Source organism: Kosakonia sp., from assembly GCF_032104925.1.
Taxonomy (GTDB): Bacteria; Pseudomonadota; Gammaproteobacteria; order Enterobacterales; family Enterobacteriaceae; genus Kosakonia.
On the sequence record NZ_DAMCGF010000014.1, the window covers coordinates 44006 to 69315 of the forward strand.

Annotated in this window: 21 protein-coding genes; 18 read left to right on the forward strand and 3 right to left on the reverse strand. The window is 54.6% G+C overall.

Annotated features, from left to right (window positions below; translation table 11 throughout):
* Window positions 1-13: 13 nt before the first annotated feature.
* Window positions 14-1321: an MFS transporter gene (locus tag RT644_RS20935; protein WP_313627951.1), complete on the forward strand. Its 1308-nt coding sequence runs from the start codon at window positions 14-16 to the stop codon at window positions 1319-1321.
* A gap of 43 nt (window positions 1322-1364) precedes the next feature.
* Here the strand turns inward: RT644_RS20935 and satP are convergent, their stop codons facing one another.
* On the reverse strand, window positions 1365-1931 hold the full coding sequence (gene satP / locus RT644_RS20940; RefSeq protein WP_020456493.1) for an acetate uptake transporter: 567 nt from the start codon (window positions 1929-1931) through the stop codon (window positions 1365-1367).
* Between the two features lie 295 nt (window positions 1932-2226).
* Between satP and dnaK the strand changes: the two genes are divergently transcribed.
* The 4 genes from dnaK to nhaR all read left to right on the forward strand — a co-directional run bounded on the left by dnaK (window position 2227) and on the right by nhaR (window position 7621).
* Window positions 2227-4140 (forward strand): molecular chaperone DnaK, encoded by a 1914-nt coding sequence (gene dnaK / locus RT644_RS20945; protein WP_097406957.1) that lies wholly within the window; start codon window positions 2227-2229, stop codon window positions 4138-4140.
* 85 nt (window positions 4141-4225) lie between these two features.
* On the forward strand, window positions 4226-5371 hold the full coding sequence (gene dnaJ, locus RT644_RS20950; protein ID WP_017457872.1) for a molecular chaperone DnaJ: 1146 nt from the start codon (window positions 4226-4228) through the stop codon (window positions 5369-5371).
* Between the two features lie 165 nt (window positions 5372-5536).
* The gene (gene nhaA, locus RT644_RS20955; RefSeq protein WP_020456495.1) at window positions 5537-6700 is read left to right on the forward strand and encodes a Na+/H+ antiporter NhaA; all 1164 of its coding nucleotides are present in this window, start codon (window positions 5537-5539) and stop codon (window positions 6698-6700) included.
* A 21-nt stretch (window positions 6701-6721) separates the two neighbouring features.
* The gene (nhaR, locus tag RT644_RS20960) at window positions 6722-7621 is read left to right on the forward strand and encodes a transcriptional activator NhaR (protein ID WP_313627954.1); all 900 of its coding nucleotides are present in this window, start codon (window positions 6722-6724) and stop codon (window positions 7619-7621) included.
* A 47-nt stretch (window positions 7622-7668) separates the two neighbouring features.
* On the opposite strand, the gene rpsT is transcribed toward nhaR, so the two are convergent.
* The gene (gene rpsT / locus RT644_RS20965) at window positions 7669-7932 is read right to left on the reverse strand and encodes a 30S ribosomal protein S20 (protein ID WP_003856458.1); all 264 of its coding nucleotides are present in this window, start codon (window positions 7930-7932) and stop codon (window positions 7669-7671) included.
* A 326-nt stretch (window positions 7933-8258) separates the two neighbouring features.
* Between rpsT and ribF the strand changes: the two genes are divergently transcribed.
* From ribF to folA, 13 genes are all read left to right on the forward strand, one after another.
* Window positions 8259-9200 carry a bifunctional riboflavin kinase/FAD synthetase gene (ribF, locus tag RT644_RS20970; protein ID WP_020456497.1) on the forward strand — a complete coding sequence of 314 codons (942 nt, stop codon included), beginning with the start codon at window positions 8259-8261 and terminating at the stop codon, window positions 9198-9200.
* 45 nt (window positions 9201-9245) lie between these two features.
* Window positions 9246-12062, forward strand: coding sequence for an isoleucine--tRNA ligase (ileS, locus tag RT644_RS20975; RefSeq protein ID WP_097406959.1), 2817 nt, complete (start codon window positions 9246-9248; stop codon window positions 12060-12062).
* Window positions 12062-12562: a signal peptidase II gene (gene lspA, locus RT644_RS20980; RefSeq protein ID WP_020456499.1), complete on the forward strand. Its 501-nt coding sequence runs from the start codon at window positions 12062-12064 to the stop codon at window positions 12560-12562. The genes ileS and lspA overlap by 1 nt, the downstream gene beginning before the upstream one ends.
* 73 nt (window positions 12563-12635) lie before the next feature.
* Window positions 12636-13106 carry an FKBP-type peptidyl-prolyl cis-trans isomerase gene (gene fkpB / locus RT644_RS20985; RefSeq protein WP_017457878.1) on the forward strand — a complete coding sequence of 157 codons (471 nt, stop codon included), beginning with the start codon at window positions 12636-12638 and terminating at the stop codon, window positions 13104-13106.
* On the forward strand, window positions 13087-14037 hold the full coding sequence (ispH, locus tag RT644_RS20990) for a 4-hydroxy-3-methylbut-2-enyl diphosphate reductase (protein ID WP_045509993.1): 951 nt from the start codon (window positions 13087-13089) through the stop codon (window positions 14035-14037). The genes fkpB and ispH overlap by 20 nt, the downstream gene beginning before the upstream one ends.
* 73 nt (window positions 14038-14110) lie before the next feature.
* The gene (gene rihC, locus RT644_RS20995; RefSeq protein ID WP_313628003.1) at window positions 14111-15025 is read left to right on the forward strand and encodes a ribonucleoside hydrolase RihC; all 915 of its coding nucleotides are present in this window, start codon (window positions 14111-14113) and stop codon (window positions 15023-15025) included.
* 136 nt (window positions 15026-15161) lie between these two features.
* Window positions 15162-15983 carry a 4-hydroxy-tetrahydrodipicolinate reductase gene (dapB, locus tag RT644_RS21000; protein WP_313627958.1) on the forward strand — a complete coding sequence of 274 codons (822 nt, stop codon included), beginning with the start codon at window positions 15162-15164 and terminating at the stop codon, window positions 15981-15983.
* A 454-nt stretch (window positions 15984-16437) separates the two neighbouring features.
* Entirely contained in the window at window positions 16438-17586 is a 1149-nt protein-coding gene (gene carA / locus RT644_RS21005) for a glutamine-hydrolyzing carbamoyl-phosphate synthase small subunit (RefSeq protein ID WP_044489559.1), read from the forward strand.
* A 16-nt stretch (window positions 17587-17602) separates the two neighbouring features.
* Window positions 17603-20827, forward strand: a complete 3225-nt coding sequence (gene carB, locus RT644_RS21010) for a carbamoyl-phosphate synthase large subunit (protein WP_020456506.1) — start codon at window positions 17603-17605, stop codon at window positions 20825-20827.
* Window positions 20828-20969: 142 nt separating this feature from the next.
* Entirely contained in the window at window positions 20970-21203 is a 234-nt protein-coding gene (locus tag RT644_RS21015) for a YgdI/YgdR family lipoprotein (protein WP_020456507.1), read from the forward strand.
* A 132-nt stretch (window positions 21204-21335) separates the two neighbouring features.
* Complete coding sequence (kefF, locus tag RT644_RS21020) at window positions 21336-21866, forward strand: glutathione-regulated potassium-efflux system oxidoreductase KefF (RefSeq protein ID WP_313627961.1); 531 nt, start codon at window positions 21336-21338, stop codon at window positions 21864-21866.
* Window positions 21859-23721 carry a glutathione-regulated potassium-efflux system protein KefC gene (gene kefC / locus RT644_RS21025; protein WP_045509984.1) on the forward strand — a complete coding sequence of 621 codons (1863 nt, stop codon included), beginning with the start codon at window positions 21859-21861 and terminating at the stop codon, window positions 23719-23721. The genes kefF and kefC overlap by 8 nt, the downstream gene beginning before the upstream one ends.
* A 179-nt stretch (window positions 23722-23900) precedes the next feature.
* Window positions 23901-24380: a type 3 dihydrofolate reductase gene (gene folA, locus RT644_RS21030; RefSeq protein ID WP_020456510.1), complete on the forward strand. Its 480-nt coding sequence runs from the start codon at window positions 23901-23903 to the stop codon at window positions 24378-24380.
* Between the two features lie 78 nt (window positions 24381-24458).
* Here folA and apaH read toward each other — a convergent pair whose 3' ends face one another.
* On the reverse strand, window positions 24459-25307 hold the full coding sequence (apaH, locus tag RT644_RS21035; RefSeq protein WP_313627963.1) for a bis(5'-nucleosyl)-tetraphosphatase (symmetrical) ApaH: 849 nt from the start codon (window positions 25305-25307) through the stop codon (window positions 24459-24461).
* Window positions 25308-25310 lie beyond the last annotated feature (3 nt).

The window sequence follows — 25310 nt, forward strand, 5'->3', positions numbered from 1 at the left end:
CAAACGGTTTGCTATGTCAACTTATACACGCCCTCTGAACAGACAAGACTATAAAACGCTGACGCTGGCCGCGCTGGGTGGCGCGCTGGAGTTTTATGATTTCATCATTTTCGTCTTCTTTGCCGCCGTTGTCGGTGAACTCTTTTTCCCTGCTGATATCCCGGAATGGCTGCGCCAGGTGCAGACCTTTGGCATTTTTGCCGCAGGTTACTTGGCTCGTCCGCTCGGCGGCATTGTGATGGCGCACTTTGGCGATTTGGTCGGGCGCAAGAAGATGTTTACGCTCAGTATCCTGCTAATGGCGCTGCCGACGCTGGCGATTGGTTTGCTGCCGACCTATGCCTCGATGGGCATTGTTGCGCCGTTGCTGCTGCTGTTAATGCGTGTGCTGCAAGGCGCGGCGATTGGTGGTGAAGTGCCTGGCGCCTGGGTTTTTGTGGCCGAACATGTTCCGGCTCGCCGCATTGGTATTGCCTGCGGGACGTTAACCGCGGGGCTGACGGTAGGCATTTTGCTCGGCTCTGTAGTCGCCACGCTGGTAAACACCAGCATGACGCAGCAGGCTATTCACGATGGCGGCTGGCGTATTCCATTCCTGTTGGGCGGGGCGTTTGGTCTGGTGGCCATGTACTTGCGTCGCTGGTTACAGGAAACGCCGATTTTCCTTGAGCTCCAGCAGCGAAAAGCGTTGGCGCAGGAGTTGCCGGTCAAATCCGTGGTAATGAAACATAAAAAAGCGGTGGTGGTTTCGATGCTGCTGACCTGGCTGTTGTCCGCCGGGATTGTGGTGGTGATCCTGATGTCGCCGGTTTGGTTACAAAAACAGTATGGTTTCGCGCCAGCGCTGACGTTGCAGGCGAACAGTATCGCCACTGTGATGCTCTGTTTGGGTTGTCTTGCTGCCGGACTGCTGGTGGACAAATTTGGTGCCAGTCGTACTTTTATTGTTGGCAGCATTCTGCTGGCCTGTTCCAGCTGGTTTTTCTATCACCTGGTCGGCAGCCACCCTGAGCAGCTGTTTCTTTTGTATGGCGTGGTGGGGCTGTGCGTTGGCGTGGTGGGCGCGGTGCCCTACGTAATGGTGCGTGCCTTCCCGGCAGAGGTGCGTTTCACCGGTATTTCATTCTCGTATAACGTGTCGTATGCCATTTTCGGTGGACTGACGCCGATTGCCGTTACGATGCTGATGGGCGTTTCGCCGATGGCTCCCGCATGGTATGTGCTGGCGCTGTCGCTGCTTGGCCTGGGATTGGGGATTTTGCTGCGTCAGGATCTTCATCACCAGGATAACGTGACTGAAGGCGCGGTACAGCAATCATAAAAAAACGGAGCCAAATGGCTCCGTTTTGTTTTATCCATAGAAATTAGTGCTTCTCGCCAATTGGCAGCACAGTGCGTTCGAACTGTTCGTTCAGCACTTCGCCCATCGCCAGATAGATTGCGCTGGCACCACATACCAGACCGATCCAGCCTGCAACGTGAACAATGCCTTCGTTATCAGCCAGGTGGCCAATTGCCAGCAGCGCGAACAGCACCGTCAGGCTCAGGAAGACGAATTGCAGTGCGCGTGCGCCTTTCAGCGTGCCGAAGAACATAAACAGTGTGAATACGCCCCAGATGCCTAAATAAACGCCCAGGAAATGGCCGTTGGTTGCTTCTGCCAGCCCCATTTTCGGGAACAGCAGAATCGCTACCAGCGTCAACCAGAAAGAGCCGTAGGAGGTGAACGCAGTTAAACCGAAGGTGTTGCCTTTTTTATACTCAAGCAGACCGGCAAAAATTTGTGCGATACCACCATAGAAAATGCCCATCGCCAGGATAATGACATCCATCGGGAACAAACCAATATTGTGCAGGTTAAGCAGAATAGTGGTCATGCCGAAGCCCATTAAGCCCAGCGGAGCCGGATTAGCCAACTTAGTGTTGCCCATAATTCCTCAAAATAAATCAATATGAAAAGGGAAAATGAAAGCCCCGCGTCGGTATTGAGGAGGCGGGGCGCGGCATCATAAATAGCGCCATTGAACCTGTCTATGATCTGAACAGGTGTAAATTAAAAAATTTTTTACCGCTCCCCCTTGATGCGCGAGCTTGCGACCCCATCTTGTAGTCAACCGCAGTGTGTGAGCCTGAAAAAAAACAATACAGGGTAGTTGAAACCGCACGTTTCGCCCTTATTACAGGTTCACAACCACATGATGACGAATTTTTAGTGGAGACGTTTAGATGGGTAAAATTATTGGTATCGACCTTGGGACAACCAACTCTTGTGTAGCCATTATGGATGGCGCTCAGGCTCGTGTGCTGGAGAACGCCGAAGGCGATCGCACCACGCCTTCTATTATCGCTTATACACAGGATGGCGAAACTCTGGTAGGTCAGCCGGCTAAACGTCAGGCAGTGACGAACCCGCAAAACACTTTGTTTGCGATCAAACGCCTGATTGGCCGTCGCTTCCAGGACGAGGAAGTCCAGCGTGACGAATCTATCATGCCGTACAAAATCATCGCAGCCGACAACGGCGATGCGTGGATTGATGTAAAAGGCACCAAAATGGCGCCGCCGCAGATTTCTGCGGAAGTGCTGAAAAAAATGAAGAAAACCGCTGAAGATTACCTGGGTGAACCGGTAACTGAAGCTGTTATCACCGTTCCGGCTTACTTTAACGATGCGCAGCGTCAGGCAACCAAAGACGCCGGTCGTATCGCAGGTCTGGAAGTTAAACGTATTATCAACGAACCGACAGCGGCAGCGCTGGCGTACGGTCTGGATAAAGAAACCGGCAACCGTACTATCGCGGTATATGACCTGGGTGGCGGTACTTTCGATATCTCTATCATCGAAATCGATGAAGTTGATGGCGAAAAAACCTTCGAAGTTCTGGCAACCAACGGTGATACCCACCTGGGTGGTGAAGACTTCGACAGCCGTCTGATCAACTACCTGGTAGAAGAGTTCAAGAAAGATCAGGGTATCGATCTGCGTAACGATCCGCTGGCGATGCAGCGTCTGAAAGAAGCGGCAGAAAAAGCGAAAATTGAGCTCTCTTCCGCGCAGCAGACTGACGTGAACCTGCCGTATATCACTGCAGATGCGACTGGTCCGAAACACATGAACATCAAAGTGACTCGCGCCAAACTGGAAAGCCTGGTTGAAGACCTGGTTAACCGTTCCATCGAGCCGCTGAAAGTTGCGCTGCAGGATGCGGGTCTGTCCGTATCTGACATCAACGACGTGATCCTGGTCGGTGGCCAGACGCGTATGCCGATGGTGCAGAAAAAAGTGGCCGAGTTCTTCGGTAAAGAGCCGCGTAAAGACGTTAACCCGGACGAAGCCGTTGCTATCGGTGCTGCGGTGCAGGGCGGTGTTCTGACTGGTGAAGTGAAAGACGTTCTGCTGCTGGACGTTACCCCGCTGTCGCTGGGTATCGAAACCATGGGCGGCGTGATGACTGCGCTGATCAACAAAAACACCACTATCCCGACCAAGCACAGCCAGGTGTTCTCTACTGCGGAAGACAACCAGTCTGCGGTAACCATCCATGTGCTGCAGGGTGAGCGTAAACGTGCGTCTGATAACAAATCGCTGGGTCAGTTCAACCTCGATGGTATCAACCCGGCACCGCGCGGTATGCCGCAGATTGAAGTTACCTTCGACATCGACGCCGATGGTATTTTGCACGTGTCTGCAAAAGACAAAAATACCAACCGCGAGCAGAAGATCACCATCAAGGCTTCTTCTGGTCTGAACGAAGATGAAATCCAGAAAATGGTACGCGATGCTGAAGCAAACGCTGAAGCTGACCGTAAATTTGAAGAACTGGTGCAGACCCGTAACCAGGCAGACCATCTGCTGCACAGCACCCGTAAGCAGGTTGAAGAAGCAGGCGATAAACTACCGGCGGAAGACAAAACTGCTATCGACGCTGCGCTGAGCGAGCTGGAAACGGCGCTGAAAGGCGAAGACAAGGCTGACATCGAAGCGAAAATGCAGGCGCTGGCGCAGGCTTCCCAGAAACTGCTGGAAATCGCACAGCAACAGCACGCGCAACAGCAGGCGGGCGCTGATGCTTCTGCGAACAACGCGAAAGACGACGATGTTGTTGACGCCGAGTTTGAAGAAGTAAAAGACAAAAAATAATCGCCCTGATGCAGGGTAGATAACCAGCACGGGCGTCGGGGTTTTCTCCACGCCCGTGCTCGTATGTTAAGGGGCAGATAAACCGATGGCGAAGCAAGACTATTACGAGATTTTAGGCGTTCCGAAAACAGCGGAAGAGCGTGAAATCAAAAAGGCGTACAAACGCCTGGCCATGAAATATCACCCGGACCGCAACCAGGGCGATAAAGAGGCCGAAGCCAAATTCAAAGAAATTAAAGAAGCCTACGAAGTCCTGACCGATGCCCAAAAACGTGCGGCTTACGATCAGTACGGCCATGCGGCGTTTGAACAAGGCGGCATGGGCGGTGGTGGGTTCGGCGGCGGCGGTTTTGGCGGCGGCGCGGACTTCAGCGATATTTTCGGCGACGTGTTTGGCGATATTTTCGGCGGTGGCCGTGGTCGTCAGCGCGCGGCGCGCGGCGCGGATTTGCGCTACAACATGGATTTGACGCTGGAAGAAGCCGTTCGCGGCGTCACGAAAGAGATCCGTATTCCTACGCTTGAAGAGTGCGACGTGTGCCACGGCAGCGGCGCGAAAGCGGGTACGCAGCCGCAGACCTGTCCGACCTGTCACGGTTCTGGCCAGGTACAGATGCGCCAGGGCTTTTTTGCCGTGCAGCAGACCTGTCCGCACTGTCAGGGGCGGGGTACGCTGATTAAAGATCCATGCAACAAATGTCACGGTCATGGCCGCGTCGAAAAATCCAAAACCCTGTCCGTTAAAATCCCGGCAGGCGTGGATACCGGCGATCGCATTCGTCTGAGTGGTGAAGGCGAAGCGGGTGAACACGGTGCACCGGCAGGCGATCTGTACGTTCAGGTGCAAGTAAAACAGCACCCGATCTTTGAACGTGAAGGCAACAACTTGTACTGCGAAGTGCCGATCAACTTTGCCATGGCGGCGCTGGGCGGTGAAATCGAAGTGCCGACGCTGGATGGTCGCGTGAAGCTGAAAGTACCGACCGAAACCCAGACGGGCAAACTGTTCCGTATGCGCGGCAAAGGGGTGAAATCCGTTCGCGGCGGCGCACAGGGCGATTTGTTGTGTCGCGTGGTTGTAGAAACGCCGGTCGGCCTGAACGACAAGCAGAAACAGCTGCTGAAAGATCTGCAGGATAGCTTTGGCGGCCCGACAGGCGAAAATAATAGCCCGCGCTCCAAGAGCTTCTTCGACGGCGTGAAGAAATTCTTTGACGATTTAACCCGTTAAGCCTTCTTCATGATGCGTTATCAGGCCCGGCTTCTGCCGGGCTTTTTTTATCCGCTTTTCAATTGCTCGGAAAAAGAGAGTCTACCAGCAATAATAATCTGATTTTGTCGAGGATTAGAGCGGAGTAAGATAGCCGCCACGACGTTACAGGGATCGGAGAACAAGATGAAATTATTGCAACGCTTCTTTAGCAGCGATGCCTCGGGTGGCATTGTGCTGATCATTGCGGCGGCGCTGGCGATGCTCTGCGCCAACCTCGGTGCTACGCAGGATTTATACAGCTCTTTTCTGCAAACACCTGTTGAGCTAAAAGTCGGCTCGCTGGAGATCAAAAAAGATATGCTGCTGTGGATCAACGATGCGTTGATGGCAATCTTTTTCCTGATGGTCGGTCTGGAGGTGAAATATGAACTGGTTCAGGGCACGCTCGCCAGCCGCCAGCAGGCTGTATTCCCGGTAATTGCTGCACTCGGCGGCATGGTGGCGCCGGCGCTTATCTTTTTGCTGTTTAACCACGATAACCCCCTGGCGAGCCATGGTTGGGCCATTCCAACCGCAACTGATATCGCCTTTGCTCTCGGGGTGCTGGCGTTGTTGGGCAACCGGGTTCCGCCCGTGCTGAAAGTGTTTTTGATGGCGCTGGCGATCATTGATGATCTGGGCGCGATTATTATTATCGCGTTGTTCTATACCAGCGACCTCTCAACACTGGCGCTGGGCGTTGCCGCTGGCGCGATTGTTGTCCTTGCTATCATGAATGCGTTGAATATCCGACGTATTGGCCTTTACATGCTGGTTGGCGTTGTCTTGTGGACAGCGGTGCTGAAATCCGGTGTGCATGCGACCCTTGCGGGTGTGGTTGTCGGTTTCTTTGTCCCACTGCGTGAAGAAAAAGGTGTCTCTCCGCTCCATCAACTTGTGGACGCGATTAACCCGTGGGTTGGCTGGCTGATCCTGCCGTTGTTCGCGTTTGCGAACGCGGGTGTTTCATTACATGGAATGTCGCTGTCCGGGCTGGGAGATGTGTTGCCGTTGGGCATTATTGCCGGTCTTGTTATTGGCAAACCGCTTGGGATCTCGCTGTTTTGCTGGCTGGCGCTGCGTTTGAAACTGGCGAGGTTACCGCAAGGCGCAGTTTTCAAACAGATTATGGCGGTCGGCGTGCTGTGCGGTATCGGCTTTACCATGTCGATATTTATCTCCTCGCTGGCCTTTGGCGACGCGCATGCGGAGATGGTTGCCTGGAGCAAGCTTGGGATCCTGACGGGTTCGATTCTCTCTGCGGTAACCGGTTATTGTTTGCTGCGTACACGCATTATCCGTACCTGACGGCGAGCAGGACAAAGGGCGATGTCGTACATAAATTACAATCATCTCTATTACTTCTGGCATGTCTATCGGGAAGGCTCCGTCGTTGGTGCGGCGGAGGCGCTCTTCCTGACGCCACAAACTATCACCGGGCAGATCAAAGCGCTCGAAGATCGCTTACAGGGCAAGCTTTTCAAGCGTAAAGGAAGGGGACTGGAACCCACCGAGCTGGGCGCGCTGGTTTTCCGTTACGCCGACAAAATGTTTACCCTGAGCCAGGAGATGCTCGACATCATTAACTACCGCAAAGAGTCGAACCTGCTGTTTGATGTCGGCGTCGCCGATGCGCTCTCGAAAAGGCTGGTAAGCGGTATTCTCGATGCGGTTGTACAGGAGGGGGAACAGATCCACTTGCGCTGTTTTGAATCCACCCATGAATTGCTGCTGGAACAGTTGAGCCAGCATCAGCTTGATATGATTATCTCCGACTGCCCTATCGATTCCACGCAGCAGGAAGGGCTGTTTTCAGTAAAAATTGGCGAGTGTAGTGTCAGTTTCTGGTGCAGTGATTCGACGCTCAAAAAACCGTTTCCGGCTTGCCTGGAAGAAAGACGCCTGTTAATACCTGGTCGACGTTCAATGCTTGGTCGTAAGCTGCTGAACTGGTTTAACGCGCAGGGATTGCAGGTAGAAATATTGGGTGAGTTTGATGATGCGGCGCTGATGAAAGCCTTTGGCGCGGCGCATAACGCCATTTTTGTTGCACCGACGTTATATGCGGATGACTTCTATGCTGACGATCGCATGGTAGAAATCGGTCGGGTGGAAAACGTGATGGAGGAGTACCACGCTATTTTCGCAGAACGGATGATTCAGCATCCGGCGGTACAACGCATCTGCAATCGGGATTACGCCGCGCTTTTTACGCCAGCGCAGAAATAAAAAAACCCGCCGAAGCGGGTTTTTTCACAAAGCCAACAACGTAGCGATTAAGCCAGTTTGTTGATCTGCGCGGTCAGGTTAGCCTTATGACGCGCTGCTTTGTTTTTGTGGATCAGACCTTTAGCGGCCTGACGATCCACGATCGGTTGCATTTCGTTAAATGCATTCTGCGCAGCGGCTTTGTCGCCAGCTTCAATTGCTGCGTATACTTTCTTGATGAAAGTACGCATCATTGAACGGCGGCTAGCGTTGTGCTTGCGAGCCTTTTCAGACTGAACGGCGCGCTTCTTAGCTGATTTGATATTAGCCAAGGTCCAACTCCCAAATATGATCTATATGGACAATTCAAAGGCCGGGGAATATGCCCTTTTCGCCTTCTTTTGTCAATGGATTTGTGCAAATAAGCGCCGTTAAAGTACAACGCTCGTTACGTATTGATGGCGCAGGATTCTAACAGCTTGCGTGCCGCGAATACAGCTTTTCCGCCAGAAAAATCGTTATCTAAGGCAGATTTTCATGGCACAGGCAGGCAGCCTGATGAAATCCTTCTCCTTTCTGCGCTGTTAAGGCAATCGTCGGTTAACGTCGCCCGCTGTACAAGGTATAATCCGACGATTTTCACTGTTTTGAGCCAGACATGAAGCTGATACGCGGCATACATAATCTCAGCCAGGCACCGCATGGGTGTGTGCTGACTATTGGTAATTTCGATGGTGTGCATCGTGGCCATCAGGCGCTATTGCAAGGGCTTGGCGCTGAAGGGCGTGCCCGTGGCCTGCCGGTGGTAGTGATGATTTTTGAGCCGCAGCCGCTGGAATTGTTCGCCGGGGAAAAAGCCCCTGCGCGGCTGACCCGCCTGCGTGAAAAGCTGCGTTTGCTGGCCGATTGCGGTGTGGACTACGTACTCTGCGTGCGCTTCGATCGCCGTTTTGCGGCGCTCACCGCACAAACGTTTGTCAGCGATTTGCTGGTTGAACGCCTTGGAGTGAAATTCCTCGCAGTCGGCGATGATTTCCGTTTTGGCGCTGGTCGCCAGGGGGATTTCTTGTTATTACAGAAGGCCGGTGAAAAGTACGGTTTCAGCGTCACCAGCACGCAAACTTTCTGCCAGGGCGGCGTGCGTGTTAGCAGCACGGCAGTGCGTCAGGCGCTGGCGGAAGATAACCTGGAACTGGCTGCCAATTTACTGGGTCACCCCTTTACCATTTCCGGGCGCGTTGTGCACGGTGATGAACTGGGGCGCACCATTGGTTTCCCGACGGCGAATTTACCGCTGCGCCGTCAGGTCTCCCCGGTCAAAGGGGTGTATGCGGTCGAAGTGGCTGGACTGGGCGATGCTGTCCTTCCCGGCGTTGCCAATATTGGTACTCGCCCAACGGTCGCGGGTGTGCGCCAGCAGCTGGAAGTGCATTTGCTTGACGTTGTAATGGACCTCTACGGGCGCCATATAGATGTAGTACTGCGTAAAAAATTACGCAACGAACAGCGATTTGCCTCGCTTGACGAACTGAAAGCGCAAATCGCCCGAGATGAGGTAGCGGCCCGCGACTTTTTTGGGCTATCTAAACCGGCTTCTTAAGGCCTGGTGGTATTAATCAAACCGAAATACGGAACCGAGAATCTGATGAGTGACTATAAATCTACCCTGAATTTGCCGGAAACAGGGTTCCCGATGCGCGGCGATCTCGCCAAGCGCGAACCGGGAATGCTGGCGCGTTGGACTGATGATGACCTGTACGGCATCATCCGTGCGGCGAAAAAAGGCAAAAAAACCTTCATTCTGCATGATGGCCCTCCATATGCGAATGGCAGCATTCATATTGGTCACTCGGTTAACAAAATTCTCAAAGACATTATTGTGAAGTCCAAAGGACTCGCAGGATTTGACTCGCCTTATGTTCCGGGGTGGGATTGCCACGGTCTGCCGATCGAGCTGAAAGTAGAGCAGGAATATGGCAAACCGGGTGAGAAGTTTACCGCCGCCGAATTCCGCGCTAAATGCCGCGAGTACGCCGCCACGCAGGTTGATGGCCAGCGTAAAGACTTTATCCGCCTTGGCGTATTGGGCGACTGGTCGCACCCTTACCTGACCATGGATTTCAAAACCGAAGCCAATATCATTCGCGCGCTCGGTAAAATCATCGGCAACGGTCATCTGCTGAAAGGTGCCAAACCGGTGCACTGGTGCGTCGACTGCCGTTCCGCACTGGCGGAAGCGGAAGTGGAGTACTACGACAAAACCTCCCCGTCTATTGATGTCGCGTTCCACGCCGTCGACCAGGACGCAGTGAAAGCTAAATTTGGTGCCGCTACCGTTAATGGTCCAATCTCGCTGGTTATCTGGACCACCACGCCATGGACGCTGCCTGCGAACCGCGCAATTTCTCTTTCTCCGGAGTTTGACTATGCGCTGGTGCAGATTGACGGTCAGGCGCTGATCCTGGCGAAAGATCTGGTCGATAGCGTGATGAAACGTATCGGCGTTGCTGATTATTCGGTGCTGGGTACGGTAAAAGGTTCCGAACTGGAACTGATGCGCTTTAAGCACCCGTTCCTCGACTTCGACGTTCCGGCGATCCTAGGCGATCACGTCACGCTGGAAGCCGGTACCGGCGCGGTGCATACCGCAGGTGGTCACGGCCCGGATGACTATACCATTAGCCTGAAATACGGTCTGGAGATTGCCAACCCGGTTGGCCCGGATGGTACATATCTGCCGGGGACTTATCCGACGCTGGATGGCGTTAACGTCTTTAAAGCGAACGATCTCATCGTGGCGCTGCTGACTGAAAAAGGTGCGCTGCTGCACGTTGAAAAAATGCAGCACAGCTACCCGTGCTGCTGGCGTCACAAGTCGCCGATCATCTTCCGCGCGACGCCGCAGTGGTTCGTTAGCATGGATCAGAAAGGGCTGCGCGCGCAGTCGCTGAGTGAAATCAAAAGTGTGCAGTGGATCCCGGACTGGGGCCAGGCGCGTATCGAATCGATGGTTGCTAACCGCCCGGACTGGTGTATTTCTCGCCAGCGCACCTGGGGTGTGCCGATGTCGCTGTTCGTGCATAAAGATACCGAAGAGCTGCACCCGCGCACGCTGGAATTGATTGAAGCCGTCGCCAAACGCGTTGAAGTTGATGGTATTCAGGCATGGTGGGATCTCGACCCGCGCGACATCATGGGTGACGATGCCGACAACTATGTGAAAGTGCCGGATACGCTGGACGTCTGGTTTGACTCCGGCTCAACCCACGCCTCTGTTGTCGATGTGCGCCCGGAATTCGCCGGCCATGCAGCAGATATGTATCTGGAAGGTTCGGATCAGCATCGCGGCTGGTTTATGTCCTCGCTGATGATCTCCACAGCGATGAAAGGCAAAGCGCCGTACCGCCAGGTATTAACGCACGGCTTCACCGTTGATGGTCAGGGACGCAAAATGTCCAAATCCATCGGCAACACCGTTTCACCACAGGAAGTGATGAACAAACTCGGCGCGGATATTCTGCGTCTGTGGGTGGCCTCTACTGACTATACCGGTGAGATGGCGGTTTCCGATGAGATCCTGAAACGTGCTGCCGACAGCTATCGCCGTATCCGTAACACCGCGCGCTTCCTGCTGGCGAACCTGAACGGTTTCGATCCGGCAAAAGACATGGTGAAACCGGAAGAGATGGTGGTGCTGGATCGCTGGGCCGTTGGCTGCGCGAAAGCGGCACAAGAAGACATCGTTAAAGCCTACGAATCCTATGACTTCCATGAAGTAGTACAGCGCCTGATGCGCTTCTGCTCTATCGAAATGGGTTCGTTCTATCTCGACATCATCAAAGACCGCCAGTACACCGCGAAAGCGGACAGCGTGGCGCGCCGTAGCTGCCAGACCGCGCTGTATCACATCTGTGAAGCACTGGTGCGCTGGATGGCGCCGATCATGTCTTTCACCGCTGATGAGATCTGGGGTTATCTGCCAGGTTCCCGCGAGAAATATGTGTTCACCGGTGAATGGTATGAAGGTTTGTTTGGCCTGGCTGACAGCGAAGCGATGAATGATGCCTTCTGGGATGAGCTGCTGAAAGTGCGTGGCGAAGTGAACAAGGTTATCGAGCAGGCGCGCGCCGACAAGAAAGTTGGTGGGTCGCTGGAAGCGGCGGTGACGCTGTTTGCCGAGCCGGAACTGGCAGCGAAGCTGACGGCGTTGGGCACGGAATTGCGATTTGTCCTGTTGACCTCCGGCGCGAAAGTTGCGGATTATGCCAGCGCTTCTGCGGATGCACAGCAGAGCGAGCTGCTCAAAGGGCTGAAAGTCGCATTGAGCAAAGCCGAAGGTGAGAAATGCCCGCGCTGCTGGCATTACACCACCGATGTCGGTCAGGTGGCGGAACACGCAGATATTTGCGGACGCTGTGTAAGCAACGTCGCCGGTGACGGCGAAAAACGTAAGTTTGCCTGATGAGTAAATCGATCTCTTCAACAGGGCTGCGCTGGCTGTGGCTGGTGGTGGTCGTGCTGATTATCGATCTGGGCAGCAAATACCTGATCCTCCAGAACTTTGCTCTGGGGGATACGGTGTCGCTGTTCCCGTCGCTTAATTTGCACTACGCGCGTAATTATGGCGCGGCATTCAGTTTTCTGGCGGACAGCGGCGGCTGGCAGCGCTGGTTCTTCGCGGGTATCGCTATCGGTATCTGCGTGGTGCTGGCGGTGCTGATGTATCGCGCTAAAGCCTCGCAAAAACTGAACAATATCGCCTATGCGCTGATTATTGGCGGCGCGCTGGGTAATCTGTTTGATCGTCTGTGGCATGGCTTTGTCGTCGATATGATCGATTTTTATATGGGCGACTGGCATTTTGCTACCTTTAACCTTGCCGATACCGCAATTTGTATTGGCGCGGCGCTGATTGTGCTGGAAGGTTTCCTGCCCTCAACGGTCGCGAAGAAACAAGCATAAGCCAACCGCTTTGTAGGCCCGGTAAGCTAAGGCTGCCGGGCAATACAATACGAAAACATAAAGAGCAACCTGCATGTCTAAATCCGTACAGAGCGATAGCGCGGTGCTGGTGCACTTCACGCTTAAGCTCGAAGATGGCTCTCTTGCCGAGTCAACCCGCAACAATGGCAAACCGGCGCTGTTTCGCCTTGGCGACGGTTCACTCTCCGAAGGACTGGAACAACATCTGCTTGGCCTGAAAGCCGGGGAGAAAAAAGTCTTTTCTCTGGAGCCAGACGCCGCATTCGGCACGCCGAGCCCGGATCTGATTCAGTACTTCTCGCGCCGTGAATTTATGGATGCCGGTGAGCCGGAAGTCGGTGCGATTATGCTCTTTACCGCAATGGACGGCAGCGAAATGCCGGGCGTGATCCGTGAAGTCAACGGCGATTCGATTACCGTCGATTTCAACCATCCGCTGGCGGGCAGAACGGTTCATTTTGATATCGACGTGCTGGAAGTTGATCCGGTACTGGAGGAGACAAATGCAGATCCTGTTGGCTAACCCGCGCGGTTTTTGCGCCGGCGTTGACCGCGCTATCAGCATTGTTGAAAACGCGCTGGCTCTCTACGGCGCACCGATTTATGTGCGCCATGAAGTGGTGCACAACCGCTATGTTGTCGATAGCCTGCGTGAACGTGGCGCAATCTTTATTGAGCAAATCAGCGAAGTACCGGATGGCGCGATCCTGATTTTCTCCGCCCACGGCGTCTCTCAGGCGGTGCGTAACGAAGCGAAAAGCCGCGATTTGACCGTCTTTGACGCTACCTGCCCGCTGGTCACCAAAGTGCATATGGAAGTGGCACGCGCCAGCCGCCGCGGCGAAGAAGCGATTCTGATTGGTCATGCCGGTCACCCGGAAGTGGAAGGCACCATGGGCCAGTACAGCAACCCAAAAGGGGGCATGTACCTGGTGGAGTCGCCGGAAGATGTTGACACGCTGGATATCAAAGACGCGGGTAAACTGTCGTTTATGACGCAAACCACGCTCTCCGTGGACGATACGTCAGATGTGATTGACGCGCTGCGCGCGCGCTTCCCGCAGATTGTCGGCCCGCGCAAAGACGATATTTGCTACGCCACTACCAACCGGCAGGAAGCTGTGCGCGCGCTGGCGGAGCAGGCGGAAGTGGTGCTGGTGGTCGGTTCGAAAAACTCCTCTAACTCTAACCGTCTGGCCGAACTGGCACAGCGGATGGGGAAAGCGGCGTATCTCATCGACGACGCCTCTGATATTCAGGAGGCATGGGTAAAAGGCATTAACTGCGTGGGCGTCACCGCCGGGGCTTCCGCGCCGGATATCCTGGTGCAAAATGTTATTGTCCGCTTGCAGGAACTGGGCGGCGGCGAAGCGATCCCGCTGGAAGGGCGCGAAGAGAATATTGTCTTCGAAGTGCCGAAAGAGCTGCGGGTGGATGTTCGCGAAGTCGAATAACGTTTTACGCGAAGGTTTATGCAAAGATGCCAGACTGAGTCTGGCATTTTTTATGGATAATTCTGGAGGCGTGATGCGTTTTCCCATGATTCTCGACACCGATCCCGGTATCGATGATGCCGTTGCCCTTGCCGCCGCGCTGTTCGCGCCGCAGTGCGATCTCAAACTTATCACCACCGTTGCCGGTAATGTTTCGCTGGAAAAAACCACCCGTAACGCGCTGCAACTGCTGAATTTCTGGCATGCGGATATCCCGCTGGCGCAGGGCGCGGCAACACCTCTGCTGCGGCCGTTGTACAGCGCCGCCGACGTACACGGCGAATCCGGCATGGATGGCTACGATTTTATTGAGCATCAGCGCCAGCCATTGGCTGTCCCTGCTTTTCAGGCAATCCGCGACGTACTGCTGGCTTCGCCGGAACCGGTAACGCTGGTCACTATCGGCCCGTTAACCAACATCGCGCTACTGTTGACGCACTACCCGGAGTGCCAGTTCAACATTCGCCGTCAGGTGATGATGGGGGGCTCTGCCGGGCGCGGCAATTTTACGCCCAATGCCGAATTTAATATCGCTATCGATCCCGAGGCCGCTGCGCGCGTGTTCAATAGCGGGCTGGAGATCGTGATGTGCGGGCTGGATGTGACCAACCGCGCAACGTTGACACCGGAATATCTGGCGACGCTGCCAGCGCTGAACAACACCGGCAAAATGTTGCATGCGCTGTTTAGCCACTATCGCAGCGGCAGCATGGCGACCGGGCTGCGGATGCACGATCTCTGCGCTATCGCCTGGCTGGCTCGTCCGGAACTGTTTACGCTGAAACCCTGTTTTGTCGCTGTGGAGACGCAGGGGCAATACACCGCAGGAACGACGGTGGTGGATATTGAAGGCAAACTGGGGCGACAACCCAATGCACAGGTGGCGCTGGACATCGACGTAGAGGGTTTTCGTCATTGGGTAGCCGAGGTGCTGGCGCTGGCACCTTAACGTCATGCCTTTTACTGATATTTCCGGCTGTATATCATTAATTTCTTATTATCGGCGTTTTCGGCTGGTGGCTCCGACACGGGCTGGTTAATCTGGAAACGATTCTTACGCATTTTTTTAACAAAAGAGCACAACTATGCATGATGCACCAATCCGCGTAGCCATCGCGGGCGCTGGCGGGCGTATGGGCCGCCAGCTGATTCAGGCGGCACTGGCAATGGATGGCGTCGAACTTGGCGCGGCGCTGGAGCGCGAAGGTTCTTCTCTGCTGGGAAGCGACGCAGGTGAACTGGCGGGCGCGGCGAAAACCGGTGTGACCGTGCAGAGCAGCCTTGAGGCGGTGAAAGAGGAATTCGATGTCTTTATCGATTTCACCCGCCCGGAAGGCACGCTGACGCACCTGGCTTTCTGTCGCCAGCACCGTAAAGGGATGGTAATTGGCACTACCGGTTTTGATGATGCAGGTAAGCAGGCCATTACCGAAGCGGCACAAGATATCGCCATTGTTTTTGCTGCCAACTTTAGCGTTGGCGTCAATGTCATGCTGAAGCTGCTGGAGAAAGCGGCGAAAGTCATGGGTGATTATACCGATATCGAAATTATCGAAGCGCACCATCGCTACAAAGTCGATGCGCCGTCGGGAACGGCGCTGGCGATGGGCGAGGCGATTGCCGGTGCATTGAATAAAGATTTAAAAACGTGTGCCGTTTATGCGCGTGAAGGGCACACCGGCGAGCGTGTTCCCGGCACGATTGGTTTTGCCACGGTGCGAGCAGGCGACATCGTCGGCGAACATACAGCGATGTTCGCCGATATTGGCGAACGTGTTGAAATCACACATAAAGCCTCCAGTCGCATGACGTTTGCCAATGGCGCGGTTCGTTCTGCTTTGTGGCTGAAAGGAAAGAGTAATGGACTTTTTGACATGCGAGACGTGCTTAATCTTAACAATTTATAAGATTTATTACCCATCGTGATGTGGTTGTTGCAGTCATAATCAATTGATTGCAAAGGGCAATATTTTATTGCCCTTTTATTTTTCCTTTTTCATCCTTCATTTTATCCAAAGCTGCCATAATCTCTGTTTATCTCTCTGTTTTATGTTTCTCAATTGTAAATTTTGACCATCTGGTCTACTTTTTTGCTATCTGTCGTAAGAAAATGCAATTTTCTCAGCGCGCAAGCGTTTTCCCGGTGAGTTTGTCTGATCTTTTTATCGATTAAATCCAGTAAAAAGGGGCAGTGGCGTAAAACAATAAGAAAAATACCGGGGAAAAGTTGACTTTTAACCGACATCTCTCCAGAATGCCGCCGTTTGCCAAAAATCCACGGCAAGCAAATTTGCATTGATTCAGGTTCTCAATATGAATTAATATGCAAATAAAGTGAGTGAATATTCTCTGGAGGGTGTTTTGATTAAGTCAGCGCTATTGGTTCTGGAAGACGGAACCCAGTTTCACGGTCGGGCCATAGGGGCAACGGGCACGGCGGTTGGGGAAGTCGTTTTCAATACTTCAATGACCGGTTATCAAGAAATCCTCACTGATCCTTCCTATTCCCGCCAAATCGTTACTCTTACTTATCCTCATATCGGCAATGTCGGCACCAACTCCGCTGACGAAGAGTCCTCTCAGGTACATGCGCAAGGCCTGGTCATTCGCGACCTGCCGCTGATCGCCAGCAACTTCCGCAGTACCGAAGACCTCTCTTCTTATCTGAAGCGCCATAACATTGTGGCGATTGCTGATATTGATACCCGTAAGTTGACTCGTCTGTTGCGTGAAAAGGGCGCGCAGAACGGCTGCATCATCGCTGGTGATAATGTTGATGCCGCGCTGGCGCTGGAAAAAGCGAAAGCCTTCCCGGGCCTGAACGGTATGGACCTGGCGAAAGAAGTCACAACGGCGGAAACCTACAGTTGGACGCAAGGCAGCTGGACACTGGCGGGTGACCTGCCGCCGGCGAAGAGCGAGAGTGAGTTGCCGTACCACGTTGTGGCATACGATTACGGCGCAAAACGCAACATTCTGCGCATGCTGGTAGACAGAGGTTGCAGACTGACGGTTGTTCCGGCGAAAACCCCGGCGGCGGATGTTCTGAAACTCAATCCGGACGGCATTTTCCTGTCTAACGGCCCTGGCGACCCGGCACCGTGCGATTATGCTATCGAGGCGATTAAAACTTTCCTTGAAACGGATATTCCGGTGTTCGGTATCTGCCTGGGCCATCAGCTGCTGGCGCTGGCGAGCGGTGCGAAGACGGTGAAAATGAAGTTTGGCCACCACGGCGGTAACCATCCGGTAAAAGATATTGATAACAATACCGTGATGATCACTGCGCAGAACCACGGTTTCGCGGTTGATGAAGCGTCAATGCCTGCAAATCTGCGCGTAACGCACAAATCCCTGTTCGATGGCACGCTACAAGGCATTCATCGCACCGATAAACCGGCGTTTAGTTTCCAGGGACACCCGGAAGCAAGTCCTGGCCCGCACGACGCCGCGCCGCTGTTTGACCACTTTATTGAGTTAATCGAGCAGTATCGTAATACCGCCAAATAATCAGGAGAAAAGAGCAATGCCAAAACGTACAGACCTAAAAAGCATCCTGATCCTTGGCGCTGGCCCGATTGTTATCGGCCAGGCATGTGAATTTGACTACTCTGGCGCACAAGCGTGTAAAGCGCTGCGTGAAGAGGGTTACCGCGTCATTCTGGTGAACTCCAACCCGGCGACCATTATGACCGATCCGGAGATGGCCGATGCGACCTATATCGAGCCGATTCACTGGGAAGTGGTACGCAAAATTATCGAAAAAGAGCGTCCGGATGCCGTTCTGCCGACCATGGGCGGCCAGACCGCGCTGAACTGCGCGCTGGAACTGGAACGCCAGGGCGTGCTGGAAGAGTTCGGCGTCACCATGATTGGCGCGACTGCCGATGCGATTGATAAAGCGGAAGACCGCCGTCGCTTCGACATTGCGATGAAAAAAATCGGCCTCGACACGGCGCGTTCCGGTATCGCGCATACCATGGATGAAGCGCTGGCGGTGGCGGCTGATGTTGGTTATCCGTGCATTATTCGCCCCTCCTTTACCATGGGCGGCACCGGTGGCGGTATCGCGTATAACCGCGAAGAGTTTGAAGAGATTTGCGCCCGCGGGCTGGATCTCTCGCCGACCAATGAGCTGCTGATTGATGAGTCGCTGATTGGCTGGAAAGAGTACGAGATGGAAGTGGTGCGCGATAAAAACGACAACTGCATCATTGTCTGCTCGATTGAAAACTTCGACGCCATGGGCATTCATACCGGTGACTCCATCACCGTAGCTCCTGCGCAAACGCTGACCGACAAAGAGTACCAAATCATGCGTAACGCCTCGATGGCGGTGCTGCGTGAAATCGGCGTTGAAACCGGCGGTTCGAACGTACAGTTCGCGGTAAACCCGAAAAATGGTCGTCTAATTGTTATCGAAATGAACCCGCGTGTATCACGTTCTTCGGCGCTGGCGTCGAAAGCGACCGGTTTCCCGATTGCGAAAGTCGCGGCGAAACTGGCGGTGGGCTACACGCTGGATGAACTGATGAACGATATCACCGGCGGGCGTACCCCGGCCTCGTTCGAACCGTCTATCGACTATGTTGTGACCAAAATCCCGCGCTTCAACTTCGAGAAATTTGTGGGCGCGAATGACCGTCTGACCACGCAGATGAAATCTGTTGGTGAAGTGATGGCGATTGGTCGTACCCAGCAGGAATCGATGCAGAAAGCGCTGCGCGGCCTGGAAGTGGGCGCGACCGGTTTCGACCCGAAAGTGAGCCTTGAGGACCCGGAAGCCCTGACGAAAATCCGCCGCGAGCTGAAAGACGCAGGCGCTGAGCGTATCTGGTATATCGCCGATGCGTTCCGTGCGGGCTTGTCTGTTGATGGCGTGTTCAACCTGACCAACATCGACCGCTGGTTCCTGGTGCAAATCGAAGAGCTGGTGCGCCTGGAAGAGCAGGTGGCAAGCGTGGGGATCAACGGTCTCGACGCTGACTTCCTGCGTACCCTGAAGCGTAAAGGTTTTGCCGATGCGCGCCTGGCAAAACTGGTCGGCGTGCGCGAAGCGGAAATCCGTAAGCTGCGCGATCAGTATAATCTGCACCCGGTCTATAAACGTGTGGATACCTGTGCGGCGGAATTTGCGACCGATACCGCTTACATGTACTCCACGTACGAAGAAGAGTGCGAAGCCAATCCGAACCATGATCGCGAAAAAATCATGGTGCTCGGCGGTGGGCCAAACCGTATCGGCCAGGGCATTGAGTTCGACTACTGCTGCGTACATGCGTCGCTGGCGCTGCGCGAAGATGGTTACGAGACCATCATGGTCAACTGTAACCCGGAAACCGTGTCGACCGATTACGACACGTCTGACCGTCTCTACTTCGAACCGGTTACTTTCGAAGACGTGCTGGAAATTGTGCGTATCGAAAAACCGAAAGGCGTTATTGTGCAGTACGGCGGCCAGACACCGCTGAAACTGGCGCGCGCGCTGGAAGCCGCCGGTGTGCCGGTGATTGGCACCAGCCCGGACGCTATCGACCGTGCGGAAGACCGCGAGCGCTTCCAGCACGCCGTTGAACGCCTGAAACTGAAACAGCCAGCTAACGCCACGGTTACCGCGCTGGAGCAGGCGGTTGAAAAAGCGAAAGAGATCACTTACCCGCTGGTGGTGCGTCCTTCTTACGTCCTCGGCGGTCGCGCCATGGAAATCGTCTACGACGAAATCGACCTGCGCCGCTACTTTATGACCGCGGTCAGCGTTTCCAACGACGCGCCGGTGCTGCTGGACAAGTTCCTCGACGACGCGGTAGAAGTGGATGTCGATGCGATTTGCGACGGCGAAAGCGTGCTGATTGGCGGCATCATGGAGCATATCGAACAGGCGGGCGTGCACTCCGGTGACTCCGCATGTTCACTGCCTGCTTACACCCTGAGCCAGGAAATCCAGGATGTGATGCGCCAGCAAGTGCAGAAACTGGCGTTTGAATTGCAGGTTCGCGGTCTGATGAACGTGCAGTTTGCGGTGAAAGATAACGAAGTTTATCTGATTGAGGTCAACCCGCGTGCCGCGCGTACCGTGCCGTTCGTCTCCAAAGCCACCGGCTTGCCGCTGGCAAAAGTGGCGGCGCGCGTGATGACCGGCAAAACGCTGGCTCAGCAAGGCCACACCAAAGAGATTATCCCGCCGTACTACTCGGTAAAAGAAGTGGTGCTGCCGTTTAACAAGTTCCCGGGCGTTGACCCACTGCTAGGGCCGGAAATGCGCTCTACCGGTGAGGTGATGGGTGTGGGACGTACCTTTGCCGAAGCCTTCGCCAAAGCGCAACTGGGCAGTAACTCGACCATGAAAAAACAGGGTCGCGCGCTGCTGTCAGTACGCGAAGGGGATAAAGAGCGCGTGGTGGATCTCGCCGCGAAGCTGCTGAAACAGGGCTTTGAACTGGATGCGACCCACGGCACGGCGATTGTGCTGGGTGAAGCGGGCATTAACCCACGTCTGGTGAATAAGGTGCATGAAGGTCGTCCGCACATTCAGGATCGTATCAAGAATGGCGAATACACCTACATCATCAACACCACGGCGGGGCGTCAGGCGATTGAGGATTCCAAGCTGATTCGCCGTAGCGCACTACAGTATAAAGTGCACTACGACACCACGCTGAACGGCGGCTTTGCTACCGCGATGGCGCTGAATGCCGATGCCACAGAAAAAGTGATTTCCGTGCAGGAAATGCACGCGCAGATTAGCAAATAATCCGCTCCCCCTCTCTCCCTTGTGGAGAGAGGGTTCTCTACTCCCCCCTTCAGAGTGTTCTGCATTTTCCCCACCGTTCAGTGAGTTAGCCTAAAATGGCTAAACAGACGAATGAAATTCACTGGAAAGCAGGGAGATAACCATGCGAACTAAACTTCTGATGACCTCGATTTTTACTGCAGCAGCACTGTTTACCGTTGCCGGGTGTTCCTCCAACCAGGCGGTACGCACCACTGATGGCCGTACCATTGTGACCGACGGCAAACCGCAGGTGGATAAAGACACCGGGCTGGTTTCTTATAAAAATGCAGAAACCGGAAAAACCGAGCAGATTAACCGCGATCAGGTGAAAAACATGAGCGAACTGGATAACTAATCCCTTCCTCATTTGCGGTGGCTCCGGCTACCGCATGCCTTTCCCTCATTCCCGCACAGATTGCCGCTTTTAGCCAGACGATTAACTGACTACACTTTCAAGAAAAAGCGTGTAGTGAAAACAGGTTAATCAATGATCCTCATAATTTATGCCCATCCTTATCCGCAGCATTCGCATGCGAATAAGCGCATGATTGAGCAGGCAGGGACGCTGGAAGACGTTGAAATACGTTCTCTGTACGAACTCTATCCTGACTTCAATATTGACGTCGCCGCCGAGCAGGAGGCGATTTCCCGTGCCGATTTGGTTATCTGGCAACATCCGATGCAGTGGTACAGTGTGCCGCCATTATTCAAGCTCTGGCTGGATAAAGTGCTGGCGCACGGCTGGGCGTATGGCCACGGTGGCACGGCGCTTCACGGCAAAAGTGTGTTGTGGGCGGTGACGACGGGGGGTGGCGACAACCATTTTGATATCGGCTCGCATCCCGGTTTTGATGTACTTTCCCAGCCGCTGCAGGCGACAGCGCTTTATTGCGGGATGAACTGGCTGCCACCTTTTGCTGTGCACTGCACGTTTATTTGCGACGATGAAACGCTGCAGGCGCAGGCGCGCCATTACAAACAACGTTTACTGGAGTGGCAGGAGGTGCAGTATGGATAGCCATTCGTTAATTCAGGCGCTGATCTATCTCGGATCGGCGGCGCTGATCGTGCCGATCGCCATGCGCCTGGGGCTGGGATCGGTGCTTGGCTATCTGATTGCCGGGGGCATTATTGGCCCGTGGGGATTGCGGCTGGTAACCGATGCGGAATCTATCCTCCATTTTGCAGAAATCGGCGTCGTACTGATGCTGTTTGTGATTGGCCTTGAACTCGATCCGCAGCGCTTGTGGAAACTGCGTGCATCGGTGTTTGGCGGTGGTGCGCTGCAAATGGCCAGTTGTGGATTGTTACTCGGCGGGTTTTGCGCGCTGCTCGGGCTCCCGTGGCCGGTCGCGGTGTTAATTGGTCTGACGCTGGCATTGTCATCAACGGCGATTGCCATGCAGGCGATGAATGAGCGCAACCTGACGGTATCGCAAATGGGGCGCAGCGCCTTTTCCGTGTTGTTGTTCCAGGATATCGCCGCCATCCCGTTGGTGGCGATGATCCCTTTGCTGGCTGCCAGCGGTGGGGCGATGACGCTCAGCGCCTTCGCGCTTTCGGCGCTGAAAGTTGTTGCCGCGCTGACACTGGTGGTGCTGATCGGGCGCTATGTTGCTCGCCCGGCGCTGCGCTTCGTGGCGCGATCCGGTTTGCGGGAAGTGTTCTGCGCCGTGGCGCTGTTCCTGGTCTTCGGTTTCGGCTTATTGCTGGAAGAGGCGGGGTTGTCGATGGCGATGGGCGCGTTTCTTGCCGGTGTGTTGCTTGCCAGCTCCGAGTATCGTCATGCGCTGGAAAGCGATATTGAGCCCTTTAAAGGCCTGCTGCTCGGGCTGTTTTTTATCGGTGTGGGAATGTCGATCGACTTCGGCACGCTGGTGACGCATCCGCTGCGCATCTTACTGCTGCTGGTCGGGTTTTTGGTGATCAAAAGCGCGGTGCTGTGGCTGATTGCCCGTCCGTTGCGTGTGCCTGGCAAGCAGCGGTTGTGGTTTGCCGCTCTGCTGGGGCAAGGGAGTGAGTTCGCCTTTGTGGTGTTTGGCACCGCGCAAACGGCACAGGTGCTGGATAGCGAATGGGCGAAAGCGCTAACCCTGACGGTCGCGCTGTCGATGGCCGCAACGCCGCTGTTACTGGTGCTGTTGGCCCGTCTTGAAGCATCCGGTAGTCAGCAGGAGCGCGAAGCGGATGAAATCGACGAGGAAGACGCGCGGGTCATTATTGCCGGGTTCGGACGTTTCGGGCAGATCGCTGGGCGTTTGTTGCTCTCCAGCGGCGTGAAGATGGTGGTTCTGGATCACGATCCCGATCATATTGAAACGCTGCGTAAATTCGGCATGAAGGTGTTTTATGGCGATGCGACACGCGTTGATTTGCTGGAATCTGCCGGTGCCGGACGGGCAGAAGTATTAATTAATGCCATCGACGATCCGCAGGCCAGCCTACAATTAACGGAGCTGGCAAAAGAGCATTTCCCGGATCTGCGCATTATTGCCCGCGCCCGCGACGTCGATCACTACATTCGCTTGCGCCAGGCCGGTGTCGAGAAACCGGAGCGTGAAACCTTCGAAGCGGCGCTGAAAACGGGAAGGCTGGCGCTGGAAGGGTTGGGACTGGGTTCATATGAAGCGCGTGAACGCGCCGATCATTTCCGCCGCTTCAACACCTCAATGGTGGAAGAGATGGCGCAGGTGGAAAACGATACGCAGGCGCGTGCGGCGGTGTTTAAACGCACCAGTGCGATGCTGACGGAAATCATTTCGGAAGACAGAGCGCATCTGTCATTAACCCAGCGCCACGGCTGGCAGGGTACGGAAGAGGGGCGTCATACTGGCGATCCCGCAGACGAACCAGCGGTTAAACCGCAAGCGTAAATTACCGCTTACGGATAACTTGCTGATTCAACACGGCTGGCAAGCTGGCGGTGCAGATTCGGGGTGCGGTGCCGCCAGCAGAATAGAAAATTTTCTTATTCTTTACCTCGCGCCCCGTCGACGAAAGATTGCGCTTTCCGTATAGTGGCGACAATTTTTTGGCTTCCAGGAATGAATAAATGATCAGTCTGATTGCGGCGTTGGCAGTGGATCGCGTCATCGGCATGGAGAATGCGATGCCGTGGAATTTACCTGCCGATCTCGCCTGGTTTAAACGCAATACGTTAAACAAACCGGTAGTGATGGGTCGCCTGACGTGGGAATCCATCGGTCGTCCGCTGCCGGGTCGTAAGAATATCGTGATCAGTAGCCAGCCGGGCACTGACGATCGCGTGCAGTGGGTCAAATCCGTTGATGAAGCGATTGCACAATGCGATGGTGCTGAAGAGATCATGGTGATTGGCGGTGGTCGTGTTTACGAGCAGTTTCTGCCGAAAGCGCAGCGTTTGTACCTGACACACATTGATGCGGAAGTGGAAGGTGATACCCATTTCCCGGATTACGATCCGGACGACTGGGATTCCGTGTTCAGTGAGTTCCACGACGCGGACGCGCAGAATTCCCACAGTTACTGTTTCGAGATCCTTGAGCGCCGTTAATTCACTGCGCTACGGCCGTGGTTGCACGGCAACGTTAGGTTTCTTCTCTTTCCCCGGCCCAGGCCGGGGAAATTATTTTCAGGAGGCAATCGCCTCGCCATCGCCCAAATCCATCTGACGATTCGACGCCTGGGTGAAGTACTGTTTATCTTCCCAGCGCAGGCAGGTCAGCACGCCGCCCCAGCAGCAGCCCGTATCCAGCGCGTAGATGCCTTCAGGCGTCCCTGCGCCTTCTAGTGATGCCCAGTGACCAAAGGCAATGCTGTATTCTTGCGCCACCGGTCCCGGAATCGAAAACCACGGTTTTAGCGGCGCGGGGGCGTGCTCGGGAATGTCTTTGCAGTACATATCGAGCTGCCCGTTCGGGAAGCAGTAGCGCATGCGCGTAAACGCATTGGTGATAAAGCGCAGGCGTGCAAGACCGCTGAGCTCAGGCGTCCAGTGGTTCGGCAGATCGCCGTACATAGCGTCGAGAAAGAGCGGATAAGAGTCGCTCGCCAGCACCGCTTCAATATCGCGCGCACAGTGGCGGGTGGTTTCCATATCCCACTGCGGGGTGATCCCGGCGTGCGCCATCACCAGTTTTTTCTCTTCGTCGATTTGCAGCAGCGGCTGACGGCGCAGCCAGTTAATCAGCTCATCAGCGTCGTGCGCTTCCAGAAGCGGATTAAGCCGGTCTCTGGGCTTATTGCGGCTGATGCCCGCGTAAACGGCGAGCAGGTGCAAATCGTGGTTACCCAGTACCAGACGAACGCTGTCACCGAGTGATTTGACGAAGCGCAATACCTCAAGCGAGCCAGGGCCGCGCGCGACCAGATCGCCCGTCAGCCATAAAGTGTCCTGCCCAGGTGAAAACTCAACCTGTTTTAACAGCGCGACGAGTTCATCGTAGCAACCATGAACGTCACCAATAAGGTATGTAGACATTGT

Coding starts and splice junctions, on each gene's coding strand:
- dnaJ (WP_017457872.1), top strand. CDS start 4,226: ATGGCGAAGCAAGACTATTACGAGATTTTAGGCGTTCCGAAAACAGCG.
- satP (WP_020456493.1), bottom strand. CDS start 1,931: ATGGGCAACACTAAGTTGGCTAATCCGGCTCCGCTGGGCTTAATGGGC.
- apaH (WP_313627963.1), bottom strand. CDS start 25,307: ATGTCTACATACCTTATTGGTGACGTTCATGGTTGCTACGATGAACTC.
- ispH (WP_045509993.1), top strand. CDS start 13,087: ATGCAGATCCTGTTGGCTAACCCGCGCGGTTTTTGCGCCGGCGTTGAC.
- RT644_RS21015 (WP_020456507.1), top strand. CDS start 20,970: ATGCGAACTAAACTTCTGATGACCTCGATTTTTACTGCAGCAGCACTG.
- lspA (WP_020456499.1), top strand. CDS start 12,062: ATGAGTAAATCGATCTCTTCAACAGGGCTGCGCTGGCTGTGGCTGGTG.
- nhaA (WP_020456495.1), top strand. CDS start 5,537: ATGAAATTATTGCAACGCTTCTTTAGCAGCGATGCCTCGGGTGGCATT.
- folA (WP_020456510.1), top strand. CDS start 23,901: ATGATCAGTCTGATTGCGGCGTTGGCAGTGGATCGCGTCATCGGCATG.
- carB (WP_020456506.1), top strand. CDS start 17,603: ATGCCAAAACGTACAGACCTAAAAAGCATCCTGATCCTTGGCGCTGGC.
- kefF (WP_313627961.1), top strand. CDS start 21,336: ATGATCCTCATAATTTATGCCCATCCTTATCCGCAGCATTCGCATGCG.
- ribF (WP_020456497.1), top strand. CDS start 8,259: ATGAAGCTGATACGCGGCATACATAATCTCAGCCAGGCACCGCATGGG.
- nhaR (WP_313627954.1), top strand. CDS start 6,722: ATGTCGTACATAAATTACAATCATCTCTATTACTTCTGGCATGTCTAT.
- ileS (WP_097406959.1), top strand. CDS start 9,246: ATGAGTGACTATAAATCTACCCTGAATTTGCCGGAAACAGGGTTCCCG.
- rihC (WP_313628003.1), top strand. CDS start 14,111: ATGCGTTTTCCCATGATTCTCGACACCGATCCCGGTATCGATGATGCC.
- dapB (WP_313627958.1), top strand. CDS start 15,162: ATGCATGATGCACCAATCCGCGTAGCCATCGCGGGCGCTGGCGGGCGT.
- RT644_RS20935 (WP_313627951.1), top strand. CDS start 14: ATGTCAACTTATACACGCCCTCTGAACAGACAAGACTATAAAACGCTG.
- fkpB (WP_017457878.1), top strand. CDS start 12,636: ATGTCTAAATCCGTACAGAGCGATAGCGCGGTGCTGGTGCACTTCACG.
- kefC (WP_045509984.1), top strand. CDS start 21,859: ATGGATAGCCATTCGTTAATTCAGGCGCTGATCTATCTCGGATCGGCG.
- dnaK (WP_097406957.1), top strand. CDS start 2,227: ATGGGTAAAATTATTGGTATCGACCTTGGGACAACCAACTCTTGTGTA.